Source organism: Klebsiella sp. 141198 (genome assembly GCF_050600785.1).
Classification (GTDB): Bacteria; Pseudomonadota; Gammaproteobacteria; order Enterobacterales; family Enterobacteriaceae; genus Klebsiella; species Klebsiella aerogenes.
The window spans coordinates 292,394-310,686 of the sequence record NZ_JAQIRM010000003.1 but is presented as its reverse complement, the minus strand read 5'-3'; the positions used below and the strand labels follow the sequence as shown (position 1 = coordinate 310,686).

Annotated in this window: 14 protein-coding genes; 4 read left to right on the top strand and 10 right to left on the bottom strand. The window is 56.0% G+C overall.

Annotation, left to right across the window (positions count from 1 at the left end; genetic code table 11):
- Window positions 1-2 precede the first annotated feature (2 nt).
- The 7 genes from PGR10_RS11355 to nanR all read right to left on the bottom strand — a co-directional run bounded on the left by PGR10_RS11355 (window position 3) and on the right by nanR (window position 6,115).
- The gene (locus tag PGR10_RS11355; RefSeq protein ID WP_015369713.1) at window positions 3-485 is read right to left on the bottom strand and encodes an Hcp family type VI secretion system effector; all 483 of its coding nucleotides are present in this window, start codon (window positions 483-485) and stop codon (window positions 3-5) included.
- Between the two features lie 115 nt (window positions 486-600).
- On the bottom strand, window positions 601-1,074 hold the full coding sequence (nanQ, locus tag PGR10_RS11350; RefSeq protein ID WP_015703464.1) for an N-acetylneuraminate anomerase: 474 nt from the start codon (window positions 1,072-1,074) through the stop codon (window positions 601-603).
- Window positions 1,071-1,946 (bottom strand): N-acetylmannosamine kinase, encoded by an 876-nt coding sequence (gene nanK / locus PGR10_RS11345; protein ID WP_113373047.1) that lies wholly within the window; start codon window positions 1,944-1,946, stop codon window positions 1,071-1,073. The genes nanQ and nanK overlap by 4 nt, the downstream gene beginning before the upstream one ends.
- Entirely contained in the window at window positions 1,943-2,632 is a 690-nt protein-coding gene (locus PGR10_RS11340) for an N-acetylmannosamine-6-phosphate 2-epimerase (protein ID WP_113373048.1), read from the bottom strand. Before PGR10_RS11340 ends, nanK begins: the two co-directional genes overlap by 4 nt.
- Before the next feature lie 44 nt (window positions 2,633-2,676).
- Window positions 2,677-4,167: an MFS transporter gene (locus tag PGR10_RS11335; RefSeq protein WP_113373049.1), complete on the bottom strand. Its 1,491-nt coding sequence runs from the start codon at window positions 4,165-4,167 to the stop codon at window positions 2,677-2,679.
- A 137-nt stretch (window positions 4,168-4,304) separates the two neighbouring features.
- Window positions 4,305-5,198 carry an N-acetylneuraminate lyase gene (gene nanA / locus PGR10_RS11330; RefSeq protein ID WP_015703468.1) on the bottom strand — a complete coding sequence of 298 codons (894 nt, stop codon included), beginning with the start codon at window positions 5,196-5,198 and terminating at the stop codon, window positions 4,305-4,307.
- 134 nt (window positions 5,199-5,332) lie between these two features.
- Window positions 5,333-6,115, bottom strand: a complete 783-nt coding sequence (gene nanR, locus PGR10_RS11325) for a transcriptional regulator NanR (RefSeq protein ID WP_015369707.1) — start codon at window positions 6,113-6,115, stop codon at window positions 5,333-5,335.
- Between the two features lie 750 nt (window positions 6,116-6,865).
- Between nanR and iroB the strand changes: the two genes are divergently transcribed.
- From iroB to PGR10_RS11305, 4 genes are all read left to right on the top strand, one after another.
- Complete coding sequence (iroB, locus tag PGR10_RS11320; RefSeq protein ID WP_113373051.1) at window positions 6,866-7,981, top strand: salmochelin biosynthesis C-glycosyltransferase IroB; 1,116 nt, start codon at window positions 6,866-6,868, stop codon at window positions 7,979-7,981.
- A gap of 46 nt (window positions 7,982-8,027) precedes the next feature.
- On the top strand, window positions 8,028-11,696 hold the full coding sequence (iroC, locus tag PGR10_RS11315) for a salmochelin/enterobactin export ABC transporter IroC (RefSeq protein WP_430923481.1): 3,669 nt from the start codon (window positions 8,028-8,030) through the stop codon (window positions 11,694-11,696).
- A 103-nt stretch (window positions 11,697-11,799) separates the two neighbouring features.
- Window positions 11,800-13,038, top strand: coding sequence for an alpha/beta hydrolase-fold protein (locus PGR10_RS11310; RefSeq protein WP_430923480.1), 1,239 nt, complete (start codon window positions 11,800-11,802; stop codon window positions 13,036-13,038).
- Window positions 13,039-13,121: 83 nt separating this feature from the next.
- Window positions 13,122-14,054, top strand: a complete 933-nt coding sequence (locus PGR10_RS11305; protein WP_430923479.1) for an alpha/beta hydrolase — start codon at window positions 13,122-13,124, stop codon at window positions 14,052-14,054.
- Window positions 14,055-14,108: 54 nt separating this feature from the next.
- Here the strand turns inward: PGR10_RS11305 and iroN are convergent, their stop codons facing one another.
- From iroN to PGR10_RS11290, 3 genes are all read right to left on the bottom strand, one after another.
- A complete protein-coding gene (gene iroN / locus PGR10_RS11300; protein WP_430923478.1) occupies window positions 14,109-16,283 on the bottom strand; it encodes a siderophore salmochelin receptor IroN in 2,175 nt (724 codons plus the stop codon).
- A 226-nt stretch (window positions 16,284-16,509) separates the two neighbouring features.
- Window positions 16,510-17,067 (bottom strand): DJ-1/PfpI family protein, encoded by a 558-nt coding sequence (locus tag PGR10_RS11295; RefSeq protein WP_113373056.1) that lies wholly within the window; start codon window positions 17,065-17,067, stop codon window positions 16,510-16,512.
- A 22-nt stretch (window positions 17,068-17,089) separates the two neighbouring features.
- Window positions 17,090-18,280, bottom strand: a complete 1,191-nt coding sequence (locus PGR10_RS11290) for a glycoside hydrolase family 88 protein (RefSeq protein ID WP_395226642.1) — start codon at window positions 18,278-18,280, stop codon at window positions 17,090-17,092.
- Window positions 18,281-18,293: the final 13 nt, after the last annotated feature.

Below are 18,293 nucleotides of genomic sequence, written 5' to 3'. Positions count from 1 at the left end.
GATTAAATTTCTTTATTCTGTTTGATATCCCAACCCGATTTAGTTTCTGCGCCTTTGGTCCCTTGAGAAGACTGCTCCCAATAATGCAGATTAACTTTAGATGCCTGAAACAGGTAATTCACCATAATAGTGTCGGTATGACCCACACCGCTAAAACTGGTTTTCGTCACCAGAACATCTTCAAGGACAACACGCGAATACTCAATTTGCGAGCCGCCGGCTTTGCAAATTGATAGTTCGACTTTAGCGACATGTTTACCGCTAGCGCAAAACTTGAGAACTGCTGGCGTTGCTTTATCTATCAATGCTTGTACCGAAAGGTCCTGAAAATTAACTTTACCCGCTCCGCCACCGCCGCCAACGCTCATATTCCCAGGCTGCTCAGCCGCCCAGCTAAATGACAAAACATCTATCCAATTTTTATGATTTGAGTCGTTAGATTCACCGGTTACCCCATCAACCTTCAGATACATATCAATAGCCATAACAGTCCCTATATTGCATGTTTTAAGAAAAGGAGCCCCCTAATAAGCTAGTTTAAATTTTGCAGATTTAAATGAAGAACACATTACACAAACAAAACCAGGAATAATCTCAGCATCAGTATTCGTTTTGCAAAAGGCTAACATTAACCTTAACGACTACCTTTTTAATCTCCTGCGGCAATGTCGTAATACATCCAGGTTTATGCGGCTCACCAGGCATAAATATCACGAAATTACCAGGCCGTAGCGTAATGGCCTGCTGATTTTCAATCGCATTACACAACTGATAATCCTCTTCAACATGTATCGCTTCGCACTGCTGTGCACAATTTACCATTCCCCACAGAATACGTTCTTCACCGCTTAGCAACAGTTGAATATCGATATATTGCGCATGCTGTTCCGATTTTTTACTTTCCGCTGGCTGGGTAGTAAATACCATGACATTCATAAAAATATCGTCACCGCGTAGATTGAAACGTCCAGGAGATTTCTCCTGTGGACAAGCGGCTACCGCCAGCATCAACGCTTCGGCTAAAACGGGATGTATCCCGGAGGCGGTTAGCGTTCCAATATCACCTGCTATCATGAGTTATTCTCCCGAGCCAGTAACACCGCTCCCAGCAATCCCGCGTCATGTCGGTAATGCGCGGGTTGTAACATTACGTGATATACCGACGGTTCCTGCGCAAGGTAAGCTCTCACCATCTCCAGATAACCTTCCGCCAGGCCGATGCTGCCACCGACCACCACGCGCTGGCAATCCGTTGTCGCTTTCACATCAGCAATCAACCTCGCTAACGTCTGTGCCGAATGATGAATAAGCCCAATAGCCTGCTCATCACCCTTCCCGGCACGGATGAAAATCGTTTTCGCATCACACCCGCTGAGTTCTCCTTGGGCTGCGGCCGCCATTCCACGTCCGGAAGCAACAGCCTCTACGCAGCCGCGCCGACCACAACCGCATAGCGGTCCACTCGGGTCCGCTAACGTATGGCCCAGATGGCCGGCGAGACCACCATCCCCGGTGATTAGCCGACCATTACTCACTACACCCCCCCCCACACCTGTGGATACCGTGATGAAAACCATGTCGCGACATTCATCCCCCAGAGCATGGTATTCCGCCCATGCCGCAGCTTGCGCATCGTTAACCGCCAGTGTGGGTAGGCCTGTGATTTTTTCCAGGGTCTGCGTCAGCGGAAAATGTTGCAAACCGCCCAGATTGTGGGGATTGATGGCCGACAGCACGCCGCCGCTAATTATTCCGGTAGAGGCAATTGCCACTCGCTGGGCGCGAGCAAACAACGGCACGATCAGCTCTTGCAGCGCCGAACATAGCGCTTCCGGCATTTTGCTGGCGGGTGTCGGCAACTCGCGGCGTTTAAGGAGGTTCAGGTCATCATCCACCAGCGCGGCGGCGAGTTTGGTTCCGCCGATATCAATAGCAAGCGTAGTCATGACACCGCCTTTTTTAACGCCGAGTTATACCACTGGCAGATATGCTCAAGACGAGTGATAGCGGAGCCAACGGTCACGGCCCATGCCCCCTGACGCATTGCAGTTGCCGCCTGCGCTGGGGTGTTATAGCGCCCCTCCGCAATCACCCGGCATCCGGCCTCGCTAAGTGTTTTCACCAGAGCGAAATCGGGTTCTTCCGGCGTTTTCGCCGTCGTGTAGCCAGAAAGCGTCGTCCCGATAATGTCGGCCCCCTGCTGCTGGCAAGCCATCCCATCTTCAAAAGTTGAACAGTCGGCCATCGCCAGCAAAGCATGTTGATGAATTCGCGCCAGCAGTGCCGCAACGGTAACCGGACGCAGGCGATCGGTACCATCCACGGCGATAATATCCGCCCCGCCTTGCGCCAGCGCATCAACATCGTCAAGGAACGGGGTGATCCGGACTGGCGAATCGTCGAGATCGCGTTTCATAATCCCGATGATAGGAATAGAAGCGACGGCGCGGGTGGCACGTAAATTCTCAATGCCTTCAATACGCAGCGCGACCGCCCCTGCCTGCTCCGCCGCCAGGGCCATCGCGGCGACAATCTCAGGCTTATCCAGCGGGCTATTTGGTACAGGCTGGCAGGAAACAATCAACCCACCAGATTGCGCAATGTTTTTATTAAGCTGTTCAAGTAGTGACATCATCATATCCTTAGGCAAACATTCGTGATTGGCCGGCGCCACGATTAATTTTTACTTTTCGCTAATATGCTTTTACCGCTACCAAACGGCACTGCGCCGCTAAACGGTTTGCCATCGATCGCATCATGGGTACGCATGGCTTCCGGGCGGATCCACCGCTGGACGCGGGTTGGCATATCAAGCCCGATAAGTAGGATCACCACGAAGGTCAGGCTAAAGGAGAGCGAACCCAGCGCGGTGCCTAAATCCAGGCGTTGAGCAATTAACGCCCCGAGAATCGGCGCTAACGCGCCGCCCAAAGCACCAACGTTGTAGGTAAACCCCAGACCCGCAGCACGCTGATCGGTTTCGAAATAACCGCCGATCAGCTTCGGTAAGATCCCTGAAATTCCTTGACCCAGCATTTGCTGGAAGAAAAGTAACAAACCGAGGATCCAGACATTTGTTCCGCCTATCGCAAATACCGGAATGATCAGCAGTTGTGAAGCCAGTAAACTGCAAACGTAAGCTTTACGGGTCCCCAGCCAGTCGCCGAGGAAACCGCCGACGCAGCAGCCGACGGCTGCACCAAAGCCGCTAAAGAACAATACGTTAGCAACAGTATGTGGATCATAGGCCAGTTCAGTTTTCAGATAAGTAGGCAGCAGCGCCTGAATCGGCCAGGAGTAGAGGAAAGCGAAGAGCACCACAACCATCAGCATCACGCCGGTCGGCCAGCGTTTACCGCTGCTTTGCACCATGAAACTGATGAAGATAATGGCGCATACCAGGCCCAGCAGCGCAACCAACCCGGCAATACGCGCCTCGCCGGCAAAGCAGTACCATAACGACGCGCCTGCCACAAAGGTCATGATGATGTTTAGCACCCGATGCTGGCCGCGATAGAGAATATCGACCATCGTACGTACCGGCGCTTTACCTTCGTGCTTATCTTTCCAGTCTTCCGCTTCCGGAATGTTTTTACGCAGCCAGAGGGCAAAAACGATGGGGACAATGCCGATGAAAAAGAGCGCACGCCAGCCCCAAACGGGCACCACCAGACTATAAACCTGCGCGGCGACGACGGCGCCAACCGAGAAGCCAGAGATCAGAAATCCACTCGCCTTGTTCCGCAAGTGTTTCGGCCAACTTTCAATAACATAGGTGGCGCTGGAGCCATATTCTCCCGCCATGCCCATCCCAATAACCAGCCGGGCAATAAAGAGAGAGGTGTAGCCAGGGGCAAAACCGCAGGCCAGCGTACCCAACGAAAAAAGAACAATGCTGGTCACCATCGCCAGGCGGCGACCGTAGCGATCCCCCATTGCCCCGAGCATCAAGCCGCCAAACCAGCGAGAGATAAAAGCGGCGGAAATCAGGCTTGCCGCCTGCACCGTCGTTAAACCGAATTCCCCCTGAACCTCAGTGAGCACCAGGGCGATTAAGACAAAATCAAAACCATCAAGCAAATACCCTAACCAGGCAGCGGAAAATGCCCGCCACTGCGCCCGGTTAAGATGACGATACCACGGGATATTCTGGGTTGTTGTACTCATGGTGAGTCTCCCGCGATGGGCTGCGCCCACTCGCTTTGGTATGAATTGAATATCGTTGTTGCCGGATGACGCCCGCTTCAGATGTCTGATTGAATCTCTCATCGAAAGCGCAGTTTATGAGCGTCTCCGGCGAGAAATCAGCCGCGCTCCTGCATTAACTGCTGCGCCAGCGCTTTCAATTCGGCCTGGAATTTATCCTCTACCGGCGCAAACGGTTTACGGCAGAGTGGTACGGAGAGCACATCCATATAGTGCAGCACCGTTTTCAGTCCACGGAATACGCCCACTTTGACTAACAGATCGATGACCTTATTACACTCATGCTGCAGCTGCTGCGCCTTCGCGGTGTCGCCCTCTTTCAGCGCCTGCACGATCCCCAGATAGCGCCAGGCCATAATGTTATAGGTACTACCGATCCCGCCGTCAGCGCCCGCCAGCAAGCCGGAAGCGAAAATTTCGTCATAGCCGTTGTAGAGCACCAGTTCCGGATGCGCGCGACGGATTTGCTCCATTTGATAGAGATCGCCAGACGTTTGTTTTAACGCGCCCACCCCCGGTAATGTCACCAGTTGGTTAATCTGCTCTAAGGTCAGTTTTACCCCACTCAGCGCCGGAATGTTGTAGACCACCATCGGTATCCCATCAGCAGAATCAATAATTGCGCGATAATGATCGCAGTGCTCTTCAAAGCTGAACGGGTAGTAGAACGGCGTTACCGCGGAAACCGCATCAAAACCATAGCGCTTAGCCGCCACCGCCAGCTGCTGGCTTTCCGCCGTACTGACGCAACCAACATGCGCAATTAAGGTAATTTTCCCTTTCGCCTCTTCCGCTACGATTTCAAGGACTTCTTCGCGCTCGGACAGGCTCTGAACGAAGGCCTCCCCGGTCGATCCGCCGACGTAAACCCCATCGACGCCCTGCTCAATATTGAAACGCACTAACCGACGCAGGCTCGCCCGATCGATGTTCTGCTGTGCGTCGAATGGGGTCAGAAGCGCGGGCATCACGCCACGTAAATGGCTAACCATATATACCTCGTAATGATGTTTGACTGGATTAACTGTGTACCTTTATACCTGTTATACCAGATCGTTTTTAAAGCAGTACAATAGGGAAAGCTTATTGTGCGATCGAGTTCACTAAACCGATCGCGAGGCAGGGATCATTTAGCGGATTTTTTGGATTTACCTAAGGCACGCCAGGTGGCGGAAACACTTTTGAGGTGGGTTTGCAACGCACGATCGGCTTCGTCCGGATCGCGATCGCGTATGGCGTTAAATATGGCGATATGCTCTTGAAAACTGACGTTATTGTGATGATGAAGCTCTTGCTCCGACACTTTCGGCCGCGCGGCGATTAGCCAGTCAAGCAAAGCAACATGCGTCGCCATAAAGATAGGGTTGCCGGGGATCTCCGCCAGCACGCGGTGGAAATCGACGTCTGAGCGAATAAATTGCGCGTTATCATCCAGCGACTGGCCGTTAATCTCCAGCGCCTTGCTTAACAGGGAAATCTGCTCATCCGTGGCGTTCTCAGCCGCATAGCGCACCAGGCTTGATTCGAAAAAAAGACGTAACTGCTCGAAATGCGCGATACCGCCAGGCGCGGAGAGAAAATCCTTCGCCAGCCCGGAAAGCTCGGAAATGATGGTGTCCGCCGACGGTCTCGAGACTCGCGCACGTTCGCCATTGTTGATTTGCACCAGGCCCTTACGCTTGAGCGCAGCCAGCGCTTCACGTACCGACGGGCGCCCGACGTTAAAAAACGCCATCAGCTCACGTTCGGAGGGAAGCTGTCCACCTTCGCCAAACTCGCCGCGACGAATCATCTGCTCCAACTCTTCTTCCACCATTTCAGACAACTTTTTGCGCGCCAGTGGGCGTCGGCGCAGGCTGTTGCCGATAGTTTCCTGGGTGTCATCTGACGAGTGATCGAACGCGCTCATAAGTATCGTTTAACCTGGAAAAAAGAGAAAAAGTTTCGCTTTTTCATCATATCACAAATCCTACACGGGTAATGAAGAGCGGTAAGCAGCCGCTTTCCGGAATAAAAAAAACAACCAATTGGCCTTTGTTCCTGCAGAACAACATCACTTACTGGAACCCATCGCCCCTCCTGAAAAGCTCACCTGCGATTTGTCCTATAAACGTTTACCCGTTCCATTAAGTTTTTACTTATCATTGCAATTTGCAAATGATATTGGTAATTATTCTCATTAGCATTTGCATTGGTGATTTATTTGGCAAGGTATACCGAGGCCGTAAGGGAACGAGCATCGTCTGAACAACGGCGCTTTGTCCCTTACCGACCCGCGAAGGCGACGCTATCAGGATGATGCGACACGGTGTCTTCAGGAATTACGGACATCGCCCAGCGCGTTGACCGGCCTCTCATCCGGCAAATGCGGCCTTACAAGCCGCCGTGGCAGTGCGGCGGGGCGTCAGACCGTTCATCAGGACAATGACGCGCAAGCGTTAATGGAAGTCGGGACAGGGAATTCCCGATTCGTCAGCGCGCGCTACGGATTCACCGCCTGCGATAGGGTCGCCGGCGTTGCCGTGCGCCGCGCTGGCGAAACTAAAAAATGGCGCAGCGCCAGGCACAGCCGGGTTAACGATAGTTAACTTCGCGCTGGCCGGCATATTGACTGCGTCGACTTCCTGAATTAGTTCGTCAAGCGGAGAGGGATTTTCTCATGCGTATTCTGTTTGTTGGCCCGCCACTCTATGGGCTGCTGTATCCGGTGCTGTCTTTGGCGCAGGCATTTCGCGTTAACGGTCATGAAGTGCTTATCGCCAGTAGCGGTAAATTCGCCCAAAAGGCGGCCGAGGCAGGGCTGGTGGTGTTCGATGCCGCGCCCGGCTTCGATTCGGAGGCCGATTATCGCCGTCGCGAGGCGCAGCGAAAGGAAAGTAACATCGGCACTAAAATGGGCAACTTCTCGTTCTTCAGCGAAGAGATGGCCGACCAACTGGTGGAGTTTGCCGGACACTGGCGGCCCGACCTTATCGTCTATCCTCCCCTCGGGGTCGTCGGGCCGCTGATCGCCGCCAAATACGATATCCCGGTAGTCATGCAAACCGTCGGCTTCGGCCACACCCCCTGGCATATCAAAGGTGTAACGCGCTCGCTCGCTGACGCCTACCGCCGCCACGGCGTCGAAGCTCCGCCGCAGGATATGGCGTGGATCGACGTGACGCCGCCGAGTATGAGTATCCTGCAAAACGATGGCGAACCGATCATTCCCATGCAATACGTGCCGTATAACGGCGGTGCGGTTTGGGAGGAATGGTGGGAACGCACGCCCGATCGCAAAAGGCTACTGGTCAGCCTGGGCACCGTCAAACCGATGGTCGATGGCCTCGATCTGATCTCCTGGGTGATGGATTCCGCCAGTGAAGTCGATGCCGAGATCATTCTGCATCTCTCAGCCAATGCGCGCTCCGATCTACGCGCGTTACCGTCAAACGTTCGCCTGGTTGACTGGATCCCGATGGGCGCCTTCCTCAACGGTGCCGATGGTTTTATCCATCACGGCGGCGCTGGCAACACCCTGACGGCGCTGCACGCGGGTATTCCACAGATCGTTTTCGGCCAGGGGGCCGATCGCCCAGTAAACGCCCGCGCGGTAGTCGATCGCGGCTGCGGGATCATCCCCGGCGACGGAGGTCTGTCGAGCAGCATGATCAATGCTTTCCTCGACGATCGCGCATTACGTACGGCCTCTGAAGAGGTGGCGGCGGAAATGGCGGCGCAGGCCTGCCCAACCGAGGTGGCGAAAGAACTGGCCGCCATGGCGCAAAAAAGGTAATGGCCGCCGTGGCGGATTTCATCTTTAAATTGACGGAGGAGGCTTAATGCCTGCGACTCACTCTCCCACACCCGCGCGGTCATGGATAATCCGCCTTGCGCGCGTGTGCTGGGAACGTAAGAAACTTAGCGCCATCGTAGTGGTGGCGTCGGTGTCGACCATTCTGCTGGCCGCGCTGACGCCGCTACTGACACGACAGGCGGTAAATGATGCGCTGGCGGGAAATCCTACCCACCTGCCGTGGCTGGCCTGCGGGCTGCTACTGATCGCCTTTTTGGATTTCATCGGTAACTATGTACGACGCGGCTATGCTGGCGAGCTATCGCTGTGGGTGCAGCACACCCTGCGAGGACGAGCGTTCGACAGTATTCAAAAGCTCGATGGCGCAGGCCAGGACGCGCTGCGTACCGGACAGGTGATTTCACGGACCAATAGCGATCTGCAGCAGATGCATACCCTATTGCAGATGGCTCCGGTACCGCTGGCGGTATTCACCTACTACATCGCCGGTATTGCCGTGATGCTGTGGATGTCGCCGGCCATGACGCTAATCGTGGTCTGCGTGCTGGCGTGTCTTGCCATTACCGCGCTGCGCGCCCGTCGCCGGGTATTCGCACAGACGGGGCTAGCTTCAGACCGGCTGGCGAATCTGACCGAGCACATGCGCGAAGTTCTGGCGCAGATCTCGGTGGTGAAATCCTGCGTGGCGGAACTGCGCGAAACGCGCTGGCTGGATCGTCAGTCGCGGCAGATGGTGCGCGTGCGCATCGGCGCGGCCATCTCGCAGGCGATGCCTGGCGCTACCATGCTGGCGCTGCCGGTGCTCGGGCAAATCGTTCTACTGTGCTATGGCGGCTGGTCAGTGATGCACGGGCGAATTGACCTCGGGACCTTCGTGGCCTTTGCCAGTTTCCTCGCTATGTTGACCGGACCCACCCGCGTGCTGGCGTCGTTCCTGGTGATCGCCCAACGTACCCAGGCATCCGTAGAACGGGTATTCGCTCTGATCGACACCCGTTCGCAAATGGTTGACGGTAGCGAAGCGCTCAATGGTCGCGTTATTGGCCTGCAGCTAGAAAAAGTGAACTTCGGTTATGGCGGCGGCAGCCGTATCCTGAGCGATGTTTCCTTCTCCCTACAGGCGGGTGAAACGCTGGCGGTAGTCGGCGCGTCAGGATCCGGTAAATCGACGCTGCTAATGCTGCTGGCGCGCTTTTACGATCCCAGCGCTGGCGATATTTGGCTACACACCAGCGCCGGTCGGCAGAACCTTCGCGATCTCAAGCTTGAGGCGTTACGCCGTCAGGTGGGGGTGGTATTTGAAGACGCCTTTCTGTTTGCCGGAACGGTCGCGGAAAATATCGCCTACGGCCACCCGCAGGCGACGATGGAAGATATTCGCCGCGCGGCGGCGGCGGCAGGCGCCAGCGAGTTTATCAATGCCTTACCAAAAGGCTTCGATACCCGCCTAACCGAGCGCGGCACTAACCTCTCCGGTGGACAGCGGCAACGCATCGCGTTGGCGCGGGCGCTGATTACCGCACCGGAACTGTTAATTCTCGATGACACCACATCGGCGGTAGATGCCGGTACCGAAGCGGAGATCAATGCCGCGCTGGGTCGTTACGCCGATGACCAACACATGCTGTTGGTGATTGCCCGCCGCCGGGCGACGCTGCGGTTGGCCAGTCGAATTGTGGTGTTGGATAAAGGGCAAGTGGTGGACATCGGCAGCCAGGCTGAGCTTGAGTCTCGCTGCCCGGCGTTCCGCGCGCTGATGACCGGCGACGGGGATTTCCTCGAACCTGGCGCCGGCGGCTGCCGCGATCTGTGGCCAACAACGCCAGAGATGCAGAACGAGGAGCCGCAAGCGTTGCCGGAAGCTGACGGCAACGGTTTTGTCGCCCGCATGACCCGCGTGCCGGAACAGGCGGTTCAACAGGCGCTGGCCGGAGAGGGGCGTAGATTTACCTCGCTGCTGCGGCCGGTGGCGTGGATGTTCATCATCGCCGCCCTGCTGATCGCGCTGGATTCTGCCGCTGGCGTCGGCGTGTTAATACTGCTGCAGCGCGGTATTGACTCGGGGGTTGCCGCAGGCGATATGGCGACTATCGGCGTCTGCGCCCTGCTCGCCCTGTGCCTGGTGGTTATAAGCTGGTGTTGTTATTCACTACAGACTATCTTCGCCGCCAGAGCGGCGGAGTCGGTTCAACATACGGTACGCTTGCGCAGCTTCGGCCATATGCTGCGTCTTGCCCTCCCCTGGCATGAAAAGCACGTTGATTCACGCCTGACCCGGATGACCGTCGATGTTGACTCCCTCGCCCGCTTTCTGCAAAACGGCCTTGCCGGCGCGGCCACCAGCCTGGTCACGATGTTCGCCATCGCCGCGGCCATGTTCTGGCTCGACCCCATTATGGCGCTGACGGCCTTAAGCGCGGTGCCGGTAGTCGCGCTGGCGACTTGGGTTTATCGTCGCCTGAGCTCTCCAGCCTATGCCCAGGCGCGCCTTGAAATCGGCAAAGTGAATAGCACTCTGCAGGAGAAAGTCTCCGGCCTGCGCGTCGTGCAATCCCATGGCCAACAGGAGCAAGAGGCCGCCCGGCTGCGCGCATTATCGGATCGCTTCCGCGCCACCCGCGTACGCGCGCAGAAATATCTTGCGGTCTACTTCCCATTCCTGACCTTCTGTACCGAGGCTTCCTATGCCGCCGTGCTTCTGGTTGGCGCATCGAGGGTGGCCGAAGGCGAAATGACCGCCGGGGTGCTGGCGGCATTCTTCCTGTTGTTGGGGCAGTTTTATGGCCCGGTACAGCAATTATCTGGGATTGTGGATTCTTTCCAGCAGGCGACGGCCAGCGGTAAACATATTGATGAACTGTTAGCGACCGAAGAGACAGAAAACGTCACCCCTTCTTCCACCCCGCCGGCCACGGGTGCATTACAGCTTGATGAAGTTACGTACCGTTATCCCGGCAGCGCTGAGCCAGCGCTGGACAAGCTCACCCTGACCATCCCCGCGGGCAGTGTCGTGGCGGTCGTTGGCCGCAGCGGCGCCGGGAAGTCGACATTGATTAAACTTATCGCCGGACTCTATTCGCCCACCAGCGGGACGATCGGCATTGGGGAACGACAGATGACGGCGACAACCCTTGCCGATTACCGCCGTCAGATCGGTCTGGTCGATCAAGATGTTGCGCTCTTTAGCGGCGATATTGCGGAGAATATACGTTATTCGCGGCCATCCAGCAGCAATGCCGAAGTGGAGATCGCTTCACGGCAGGCAGGCTTGTTTGAGCTGGTACGTCAGCTCCCGCAAGGTTTCCGCACGCCAGTCAATAATGGCGGCGCGGATTTATCCGCCGGACAACGTCAGTTGATTGCGTTAGCTCGCGCCCAGTTGGCGAATGCCCACGTCCTGCTGCTCGATGAAGCCACATCGCGCCTGGATCGCCGCGCGGAAGAGCGCCTCATGTCGTCGTTAACCGAAGTCGCCCGTGCCAGAAAGCGCCTGGCGCTAATCGTGGCGCACCGCCTGACCACCGCCCAGCGCTGCGATCTGATCGCCGTTGTCGATAAAGGGCGGCTCGCAGAATACGGTACCCACGAGCAATTACTTGCGGCGAACGGCCTCTATGCCCGCTTATGGCGCGATAGCGTCGGCCCGGCAGATGCACGCAACCAACACGACATAACGGGAGAAATCGTGGGATAGTGATGGTAAGAGTTAGACCTTAATCAACACGTCTAAAGCGGCTGTTCGCAGAACAGCCGCTTTAGCTATTTTTACTGGTAGCATGATTTTTCAAAGAGATAGAATGTTCAATATCAATCCACATCCGCCGTTTTCAGCGGCTATCGCCGGCCTGCGCCGCCAGTTGGCTACCGGCAACATTACCGATCTTTCTCATTTCTGGCAGCAGGCCGCATCGCTGCCGGTACCGCTAGTAACAACGGTGGACGGCGCAGCCGATGAACGTGAAGTCACTTTTTTGTGGCGCTCCCGCCATCCGCTCAGAGGCATTTATCTGCGATTAAACCGGGTAACCGACAAAGAACAGGTGGCAAAAGGGCTGATGACCCAGATTCCCGCAACGGATATCTGGACCCTGACGCTGCGCCTGCCGGCCAGCTATTGCGGTTCTTATTCACTGGTGGAGATCCCGCCAGGCACGCCGGAAGAGGTTGTTAATCAGCTTGGGAGCCGCTTTGCCGCACTCACCGGACAGGCCGATCCGCTCAATAAGACGCCGGGGATCGCTATTCGCGACGGCGTGCGGGAGTCGGTGCTGGCGCTTGATAACGCCCCCGCCCAGTCCGAATGGAGCGGAGGCCGCCACGTCGGCACCTTGCTGACCTCAGAACGGATCATTGCCGGGCAATCACGGCAGGTGCGCCTTTACCTGCCTGCTGTTGATAAGTCGCAGCCGTTGGGGCTAGTGGTGCTGCCCGATGGCGAAACCTGGTTCGATCATCTTGGGGTGTGCGCAGCCATCGACGCCGCGATCGATAGCCGCCGCATTGTTCCCGTGGCGCTGCTGGGTATCGACAATATCGATGAGCGCGAGCGAACTACGATACTCGGCGGGCGCAGCGAACTGATACGGGACGTCGCGGAACATCTCCTGCCGACCATTCGCCGCGAACAGCCGCGACAAAAATGGGCGGATCGCTCACGCACCGTCCTGGCCGGGCAGAGCCTCGGCGGCGTCAGCGCACTGATGGCCGCCCGCCATGCGCCGGAAACTTTCGGTCTGGTGCTCAGCCATTCGCCTTCCATGTGGTGGACGCCAGATGGCGGCAGTCGCCCCCATTTATTTAGCGCAACCGATACTTCTTGGGTCAGCGAACATGTGTTGTCTGCGCCGCCGCGTACTGTACGTATCCGCCTGTGTGTGGGCTCATTGGAAGGTTCGACGGTGCCTCACGTCCAGCGGCTTCATCAGCAGCTACAGGCGTCCGGCGTTGATAGTCATTGCGCCATTTACACCGGTGGGCACGATTACGCCTGGTGGCGCGGCGCCTTGCTTGATGGGCTCGGCTTACTGCAGGGTTGACTTGACCAGCAAGCGCTTTCAGGCAACTGTATGTGCTTTCTGAATAACTAAAATTTCACCTGCGGAAAAGGAATAATCATCAGATGTATGCCCGCGAGTCTCGCTCTACGCGCCCGCGCAAGGCGCTTTTTGCCGTTCTTTCTTGCCTCACCCTCAGCTATAGCGCTTCAGGCTTAGCAAAACCGGATATGCAGCCGTTGGGGCCCAATATCGCCGATAAGGGTTCAGCGTTTTACCACTTCAGCGTCAATCAGTTCGATTCCGCCGACGGCGCTCGCCACTATCGGGTATGGACGGCCATACCGAATAAAGCCGCGCCACCAACGGGCTATCCCGTGCTATATATGCTTGATGGTAATGCGGTAATGGATCGCCTGTCTGACGAACTACTCAAGCAGTTGGCGGCGCAATCGCCGCCGGTGATCGTCGCGGTCGGTTATCAGACCAACCTGCCATTCGATCTTAACGGCCGGGCCTACGACTATACGCCGGCAGTCAGAAAGAATAATGAAACATATGTTGGCCGCAAAAGCGGCGGCAGTGAAGACTTCCGTCAATTACTGGAAACGCGTATAGCCGCTAAGGCGGAGCAAGGGCTGAAAATCAACCCACAGCGCCGCGGCCTGTGGGGCCACTCATACGGCGGCCTGTTCGCGCTCGACTCCTGGCTTTCGTCCTCGTTCTTCCACTCATATTACAGTGCCAGTCCTTCGCTTGGCCGGGACAACTTTGCCCTGCTGAACCGAATCACGGCGGTCGAGCCCGCATCATATTGCGCCAAAAGCCTGGCCATCATGGAGGGGTCAGCGACGCCGGGTGATAACCGGGCAACGCACGCCGCCGAAGTGCTAACTAAAGTACATGCCACCCTCGCCACGCTGAAAGAGAAAGGGGTTAATGCCACCTTTTGGGATTTCCCTGGCCTGGGGCACGGGCCGATGTTTAACGCCTCATTCCAGAGCGCGCTGCTGGATATGAGTCGCGAGAAAGCGTCCAAACAGTATAGTTGTCCTTAACCCAGCATTGATACTGCCCGCGCGTTTGCGGGCAGTATACTGATGACGATGCGATCAGAATGTCGCCGTCACTCCGGCATAATAGGCCCGACCGGGTTCGTTATAGGTATTCGCCCCTTCGGATGAACGATAGATCTGTTTATCGAAGATATTGCTGACCCCCACGTTCAGACGCAGGTTTTTATTAATATCGTAATTAAAGTTGGTACCCACCAGCGAATAAGCGCCCAGCTCTTTACCCGACAGGCCGCCGGTATCTTCGCTGAGCGACTCCGCATGGGTACGCGGTTTTTGTCTACCATACAGCGTCCAGTTGACGCTGGCGGAAAATGCCTGGGTAATCGTCCAGTCCAGGGAGTTGTTGATGGTGTATTTCGGAATAACCGAGAGCGGATTGCCGGTATCTTTTTGTTCCGAGGTAATCATGTAAGTGGCGTTGGTATTCCATTTCAGACGATCCTTCACCAGCGGGAACGCCATACTGGCTTCAATGCCGTCCACTAACGCTTTACCGCCGTTCTGCCACTGGAGGATATAAGCGCCGGAAGCGGTTTGCCCGATAATATCATCGCCGGCCACAATCTTATTCTGATAATCGTTACGGAAATAAGTCACGCTGGCATGATAATCGTCGAGGGCAAACTCCAGGCCGATCTCTTTATTCACGCTGATTTCCGGATCGAGATCTTTATTACCAATCAGGTAGCAGCCGCCTGAAGTAATATCTTTAGGGCAACCGTTGCCTTTCGAATAGAGCAGATAGCCTTCGCTGGATTGATAGAGGTTTGGCGCTTTAAAGGTTCTGGCAATCCCGGCTTTAATTTTGAAGTAATCACCTAATTCCTGCGACAGATTCAAGCTGGGGCTAAAGTTGCCGCCGGACTCATTAAGATAATCAAAACGCAGGCCGGGAATAATATTGGTTCCGGGCGTCGGTTCAATATTATCTTCAAAATAGATGGCGCTAATTTGTGAATGATTTTTACTGCTGCGATCCGCCGCTGAACCGGGAATACCGCCAATGTTATTATCATTTACCGATAAACCAGTGGAAGAGGGATCGTCAAGCTCATCGCGGTTCCACTCCGCGCCAACGGTCAGAGTCTGATCGACCCATAGATCCAGCGGAATATTGAGTTCGCCGCTGGTGCGCCAGGAGGTCAGGCGGTTAGTGGTGAATTTCTCATCCGCCGAAATACGCCCTTCGCCGCCGCCGGATAAACCTTCATCCATACGGGTGTTATTGGTTTTTTCGTAATAGACTCCAAAGCGGCTTTGCCCCCAATCCCAGACCCCATTATGGGTAATACCGTAATTCTGCCGATACAGGCGGTTAGTCTCTGCGCCAGATTTCGCCAGGCTTTCGGTCACCGCGCTGGAAGAGCTATTTTGCGTATCGCCGGCGTAGATATTACCCTGACGGCTATATCCGGCTTCAAAATCGAGAATTTGCTGCGGATTCACTTTCCAGGAGACGACGCCGTTAATATCCTTGTTGCGTACCCCTTCGTGGCCGGCGGCGTTTTTCGTCCCCGCGGAAGAGTTAATATCCCAGCTGTCGGCATCGGTTTTATTCAGGTTGCCGTACAAACGCATCGTCAACGCATCGCCGGCCAGCGGCCCGCTCAGGCTAAAGTTGGCGCGTCGGGTGGCCCCTTCATCGCTGCTTTCCGGTTGGTTGGTGTATAACGAGAGCGAGCCATGCCAGTCATTGGTTGGGCGTTTAGTAATGATATTCACCACCCCGCCCGCCGCGCCGGAGCCATAGCGCGCCGCCGCCGGGCCACGAATGACTTCGATACGTTCAACCTGTTCCGGCGGTACCCAGTTAGTATCGCCGCGGGTATCACGCTCGCCGCGCCAGCTATAGCGTACGGAGTTACGCGAGGTCACCGGGACGCCATCAATGAGGATTAAGGTGTTTTCCGGCCCCATACCGCGAATATCGATTTGGCGGTTATTACCGCGGGTGCCTGACGCGCTGTTGCCGGTGAGGTTCACCCCCGGCATTTTGCGAATAATATCGGAGAGGTCGTTGACCGGAGGGTCCTTTTTAATATCTTCGCTGGTAATAATTGAAACGCCCGGCTGCTGCTTAAGTACTTGTTCTGCGGTGGCTTCAACGACCAGCGTTTCATCGCTATCGTCGGAAGATTTGGCGGCGGATAGCGGGCTATTCAGCCCTACCACAAGCGCGGTGAGCGGCCAGAGGATCTTGTTAATTCTCATACCTATTCCCTAATTCATGCCTAACTTAAAGTGGTTGTTCATTAAGCTCACATCCTTGCCAGGTATTAATATTGTTATTATGTTTTTATTATGAGAATGATAATTAATATCATTTAAGTGAGATTAAGGCAATCCTTGACGCGCTAATAACCAGGCGACATGAGAGGGCGCTACAAAAGTAAAAGGCGCCACTAAGGCGCCTTTAGCAGTCACTGGCTATTTTCCTCTACCACGGATAATAAATATGTTCCGCCTGTTCGCGCGCCGGCGCTTCATCGCCCTGTAACCGCGCCGCCAGGGTGAAAGCAAAATCAAATACCTTGCCCAGCCCCCGGCCGCTGAGCAGATTGCCGTCTTCCACAACGTCGGCATCCACGTACACGCCATCGCTCACCTGCTGCCAAAGATCGCCGGAACAGACATAGCGACGCCCCTTCAGCAGCCCATTGCCGCCCAGCACGCGGGCGGCGGCGGAGCAAATCGGGCAGATATATTTACCCGCTTCATCGTGGCGGCGAACGAAGGCAATGACCTCCGCGTTTTTCGCCAGATTAACACTGCCTTCCGGGCCGCCCGGCAACACCACGGCATCAAAGGTTTGATCGAAGCTGGCCTTCAAGGTGCTATCCGCTATCATCGGGATAGCGTGGTAGCTCACCACTTCGCGACTCTCGCCGCAGGCAATTGTCTGCACCGCAATATTCAGACGGCGCAGGATATCGATAGTGACTATCGCTTCCCCCTCTTCAAACCCGGGGGCTAATAACACGGCTACGCTTTTCATCTCGCTCTCCATTCCTTGAGGGTTACCAGTACGGGTACCAAATCTGTCGCAGCCGCGCCAGCAGCTCAAGATAGAAATAGTCCCCCCAGCTACAGCATTGATCGACGCCCTTGCCGCTGCCCATGTGATAAACCGAGTGTTGCAGCAGCCCTTCGGTAGGGTCATCGTCGTGGGCCAGGTAGTTATCGGTCAGCGACAGCGCAATGCGCAGCGCCATCTCTTCGTAATACGCGCGATTGGCGTCGAGCGTTGGCAGCGCCTTGACCAGCTCCAGCAGGCCGCAGGCGGCAATCGCCGCTGCCGAACTGTCGCGCACGGCATCGGTGCCGAGCAGCGCCAGATCCCAATGACAAACATCATCTTCCGGCAGACGGTTGAGGAAGTAGTGCGCCAGGCTGCGCGACAGTTCAACCATCTGCTTATCGCCGGTGTGCTGATAGCTCAGCAGGAAACCGTAAATGCCCCACGCCTGACCGCGCGACCAGCATGAAGTATCGCTGTAGCCCTGATGGGTGTTACCAAAGCGCGGCTCGCCGGTCTGCACATCCATATAGTAGGTGTGATAAGTCGAAGCGTCTTCACGCACGATATAGTTCGCCGCCTGCCCGGCGTGCGCCGTTGCCGCCTGCGCGTAGCGCGGGTCGCCGGTCTGCTCGCTGGCCCAGTACAGCAGCGGCAGGTTCATATTGCAGTCGATGATCATTCGCCCCTGCTGCTCCGGATCGTTTAAGTCGCCCCACGCCTGAATAATTTTGGCCGTCGGGTTAAAACGCTCCATCAGGCGCTCGGCAGCCAGCAGCGCCGACTGGCGAGCGGCTTCATTGCCGGTGAGCCGCCAGGCGCTGATGCAGGAGAGCGAATAAAGGAAGCCGAGGTCGTGAGTCGCGGTGTCGATACGCTGCTCAATACGCCGGGCGAACGACGGTAAATAGCGCTCGGCGGCTTCGCGGTAGCGCGCTTTGCCGGTCATCTCCCACGCCAGCCACAGCTGGCCCGGCCAAAAACTGGTGGTCCACTCTACGTTCTCGGTACGCGGCCAGATGCCGTTTTCACAAGCTTCGCCGGGGAACTTATCGCCGAAGGCAACGATATTTTTGTCGAGCTTGCGCGTCACGCGGTCCAGCGCGTCTTCCAGCTTCTGGCTCAACGCCAGGCGGTCAACCTGATGCAGTTCTATCGGCCGCAGCGCTTCGGTGATAACAGATTTGGTCATAACAACTCCTGAA

Coding starts and splice junctions, on each gene's coding strand:
- PGR10_RS11340 (WP_113373048.1), bottom strand. CDS start 2,632: ATGTCACTACTTGAACAGCTTAATAAAAACATTGCGCAATCTGGTGGG.
- nanQ (WP_015703464.1), bottom strand. CDS start 1,074: ATGATAGCAGGTGATATTGGAACGCTAACCGCCTCCGGGATACATCCC.
- iroC (WP_430923481.1), top strand. CDS start 8,028: ATGCCTGCGACTCACTCTCCCACACCCGCGCGGTCATGGATAATCCGC.
- nanK (WP_113373047.1), bottom strand. CDS start 1,946: ATGACTACGCTTGCTATTGATATCGGCGGAACCAAACTCGCCGCCGCG.
- iroN (WP_430923478.1), bottom strand. CDS start 16,283: ATGAGAATTAACAAGATCCTCTGGCCGCTCACCGCGCTTGTGGTAGGG.
- iroB (WP_113373051.1), top strand. CDS start 6,866: ATGCGTATTCTGTTTGTTGGCCCGCCACTCTATGGGCTGCTGTATCCG.
- PGR10_RS11310 (WP_430923480.1), top strand. CDS start 11,800: ATGTTCAATATCAATCCACATCCGCCGTTTTCAGCGGCTATCGCCGGC.
- PGR10_RS11335 (WP_113373049.1), bottom strand. CDS start 4,167: ATGAGTACAACAACCCAGAATATCCCGTGGTATCGTCATCTTAACCGG.
- PGR10_RS11305 (WP_430923479.1), top strand. CDS start 13,122: ATGTATGCCCGCGAGTCTCGCTCTACGCGCCCGCGCAAGGCGCTTTTT.
- PGR10_RS11290 (WP_395226642.1), bottom strand. CDS start 18,280: ATGACCAAATCTGTTATCACCGAAGCGCTGCGGCCGATAGAACTGCAT.
- nanR (WP_015369707.1), bottom strand. CDS start 6,115: ATGAGCGCGTTCGATCACTCGTCAGATGACACCCAGGAAACTATCGGC.
- nanA (WP_015703468.1), bottom strand. CDS start 5,198: ATGGTTAGCCATTTACGTGGCGTGATGCCCGCGCTTCTGACCCCATTC.
- PGR10_RS11355 (WP_015369713.1), bottom strand. CDS start 485: ATGGCTATTGATATGTATCTGAAGGTTGATGGGGTAACCGGTGAATCT.
- PGR10_RS11295 (WP_113373056.1), bottom strand. CDS start 17,067: ATGAAAAGCGTAGCCGTGTTATTAGCCCCCGGGTTTGAAGAGGGGGAA.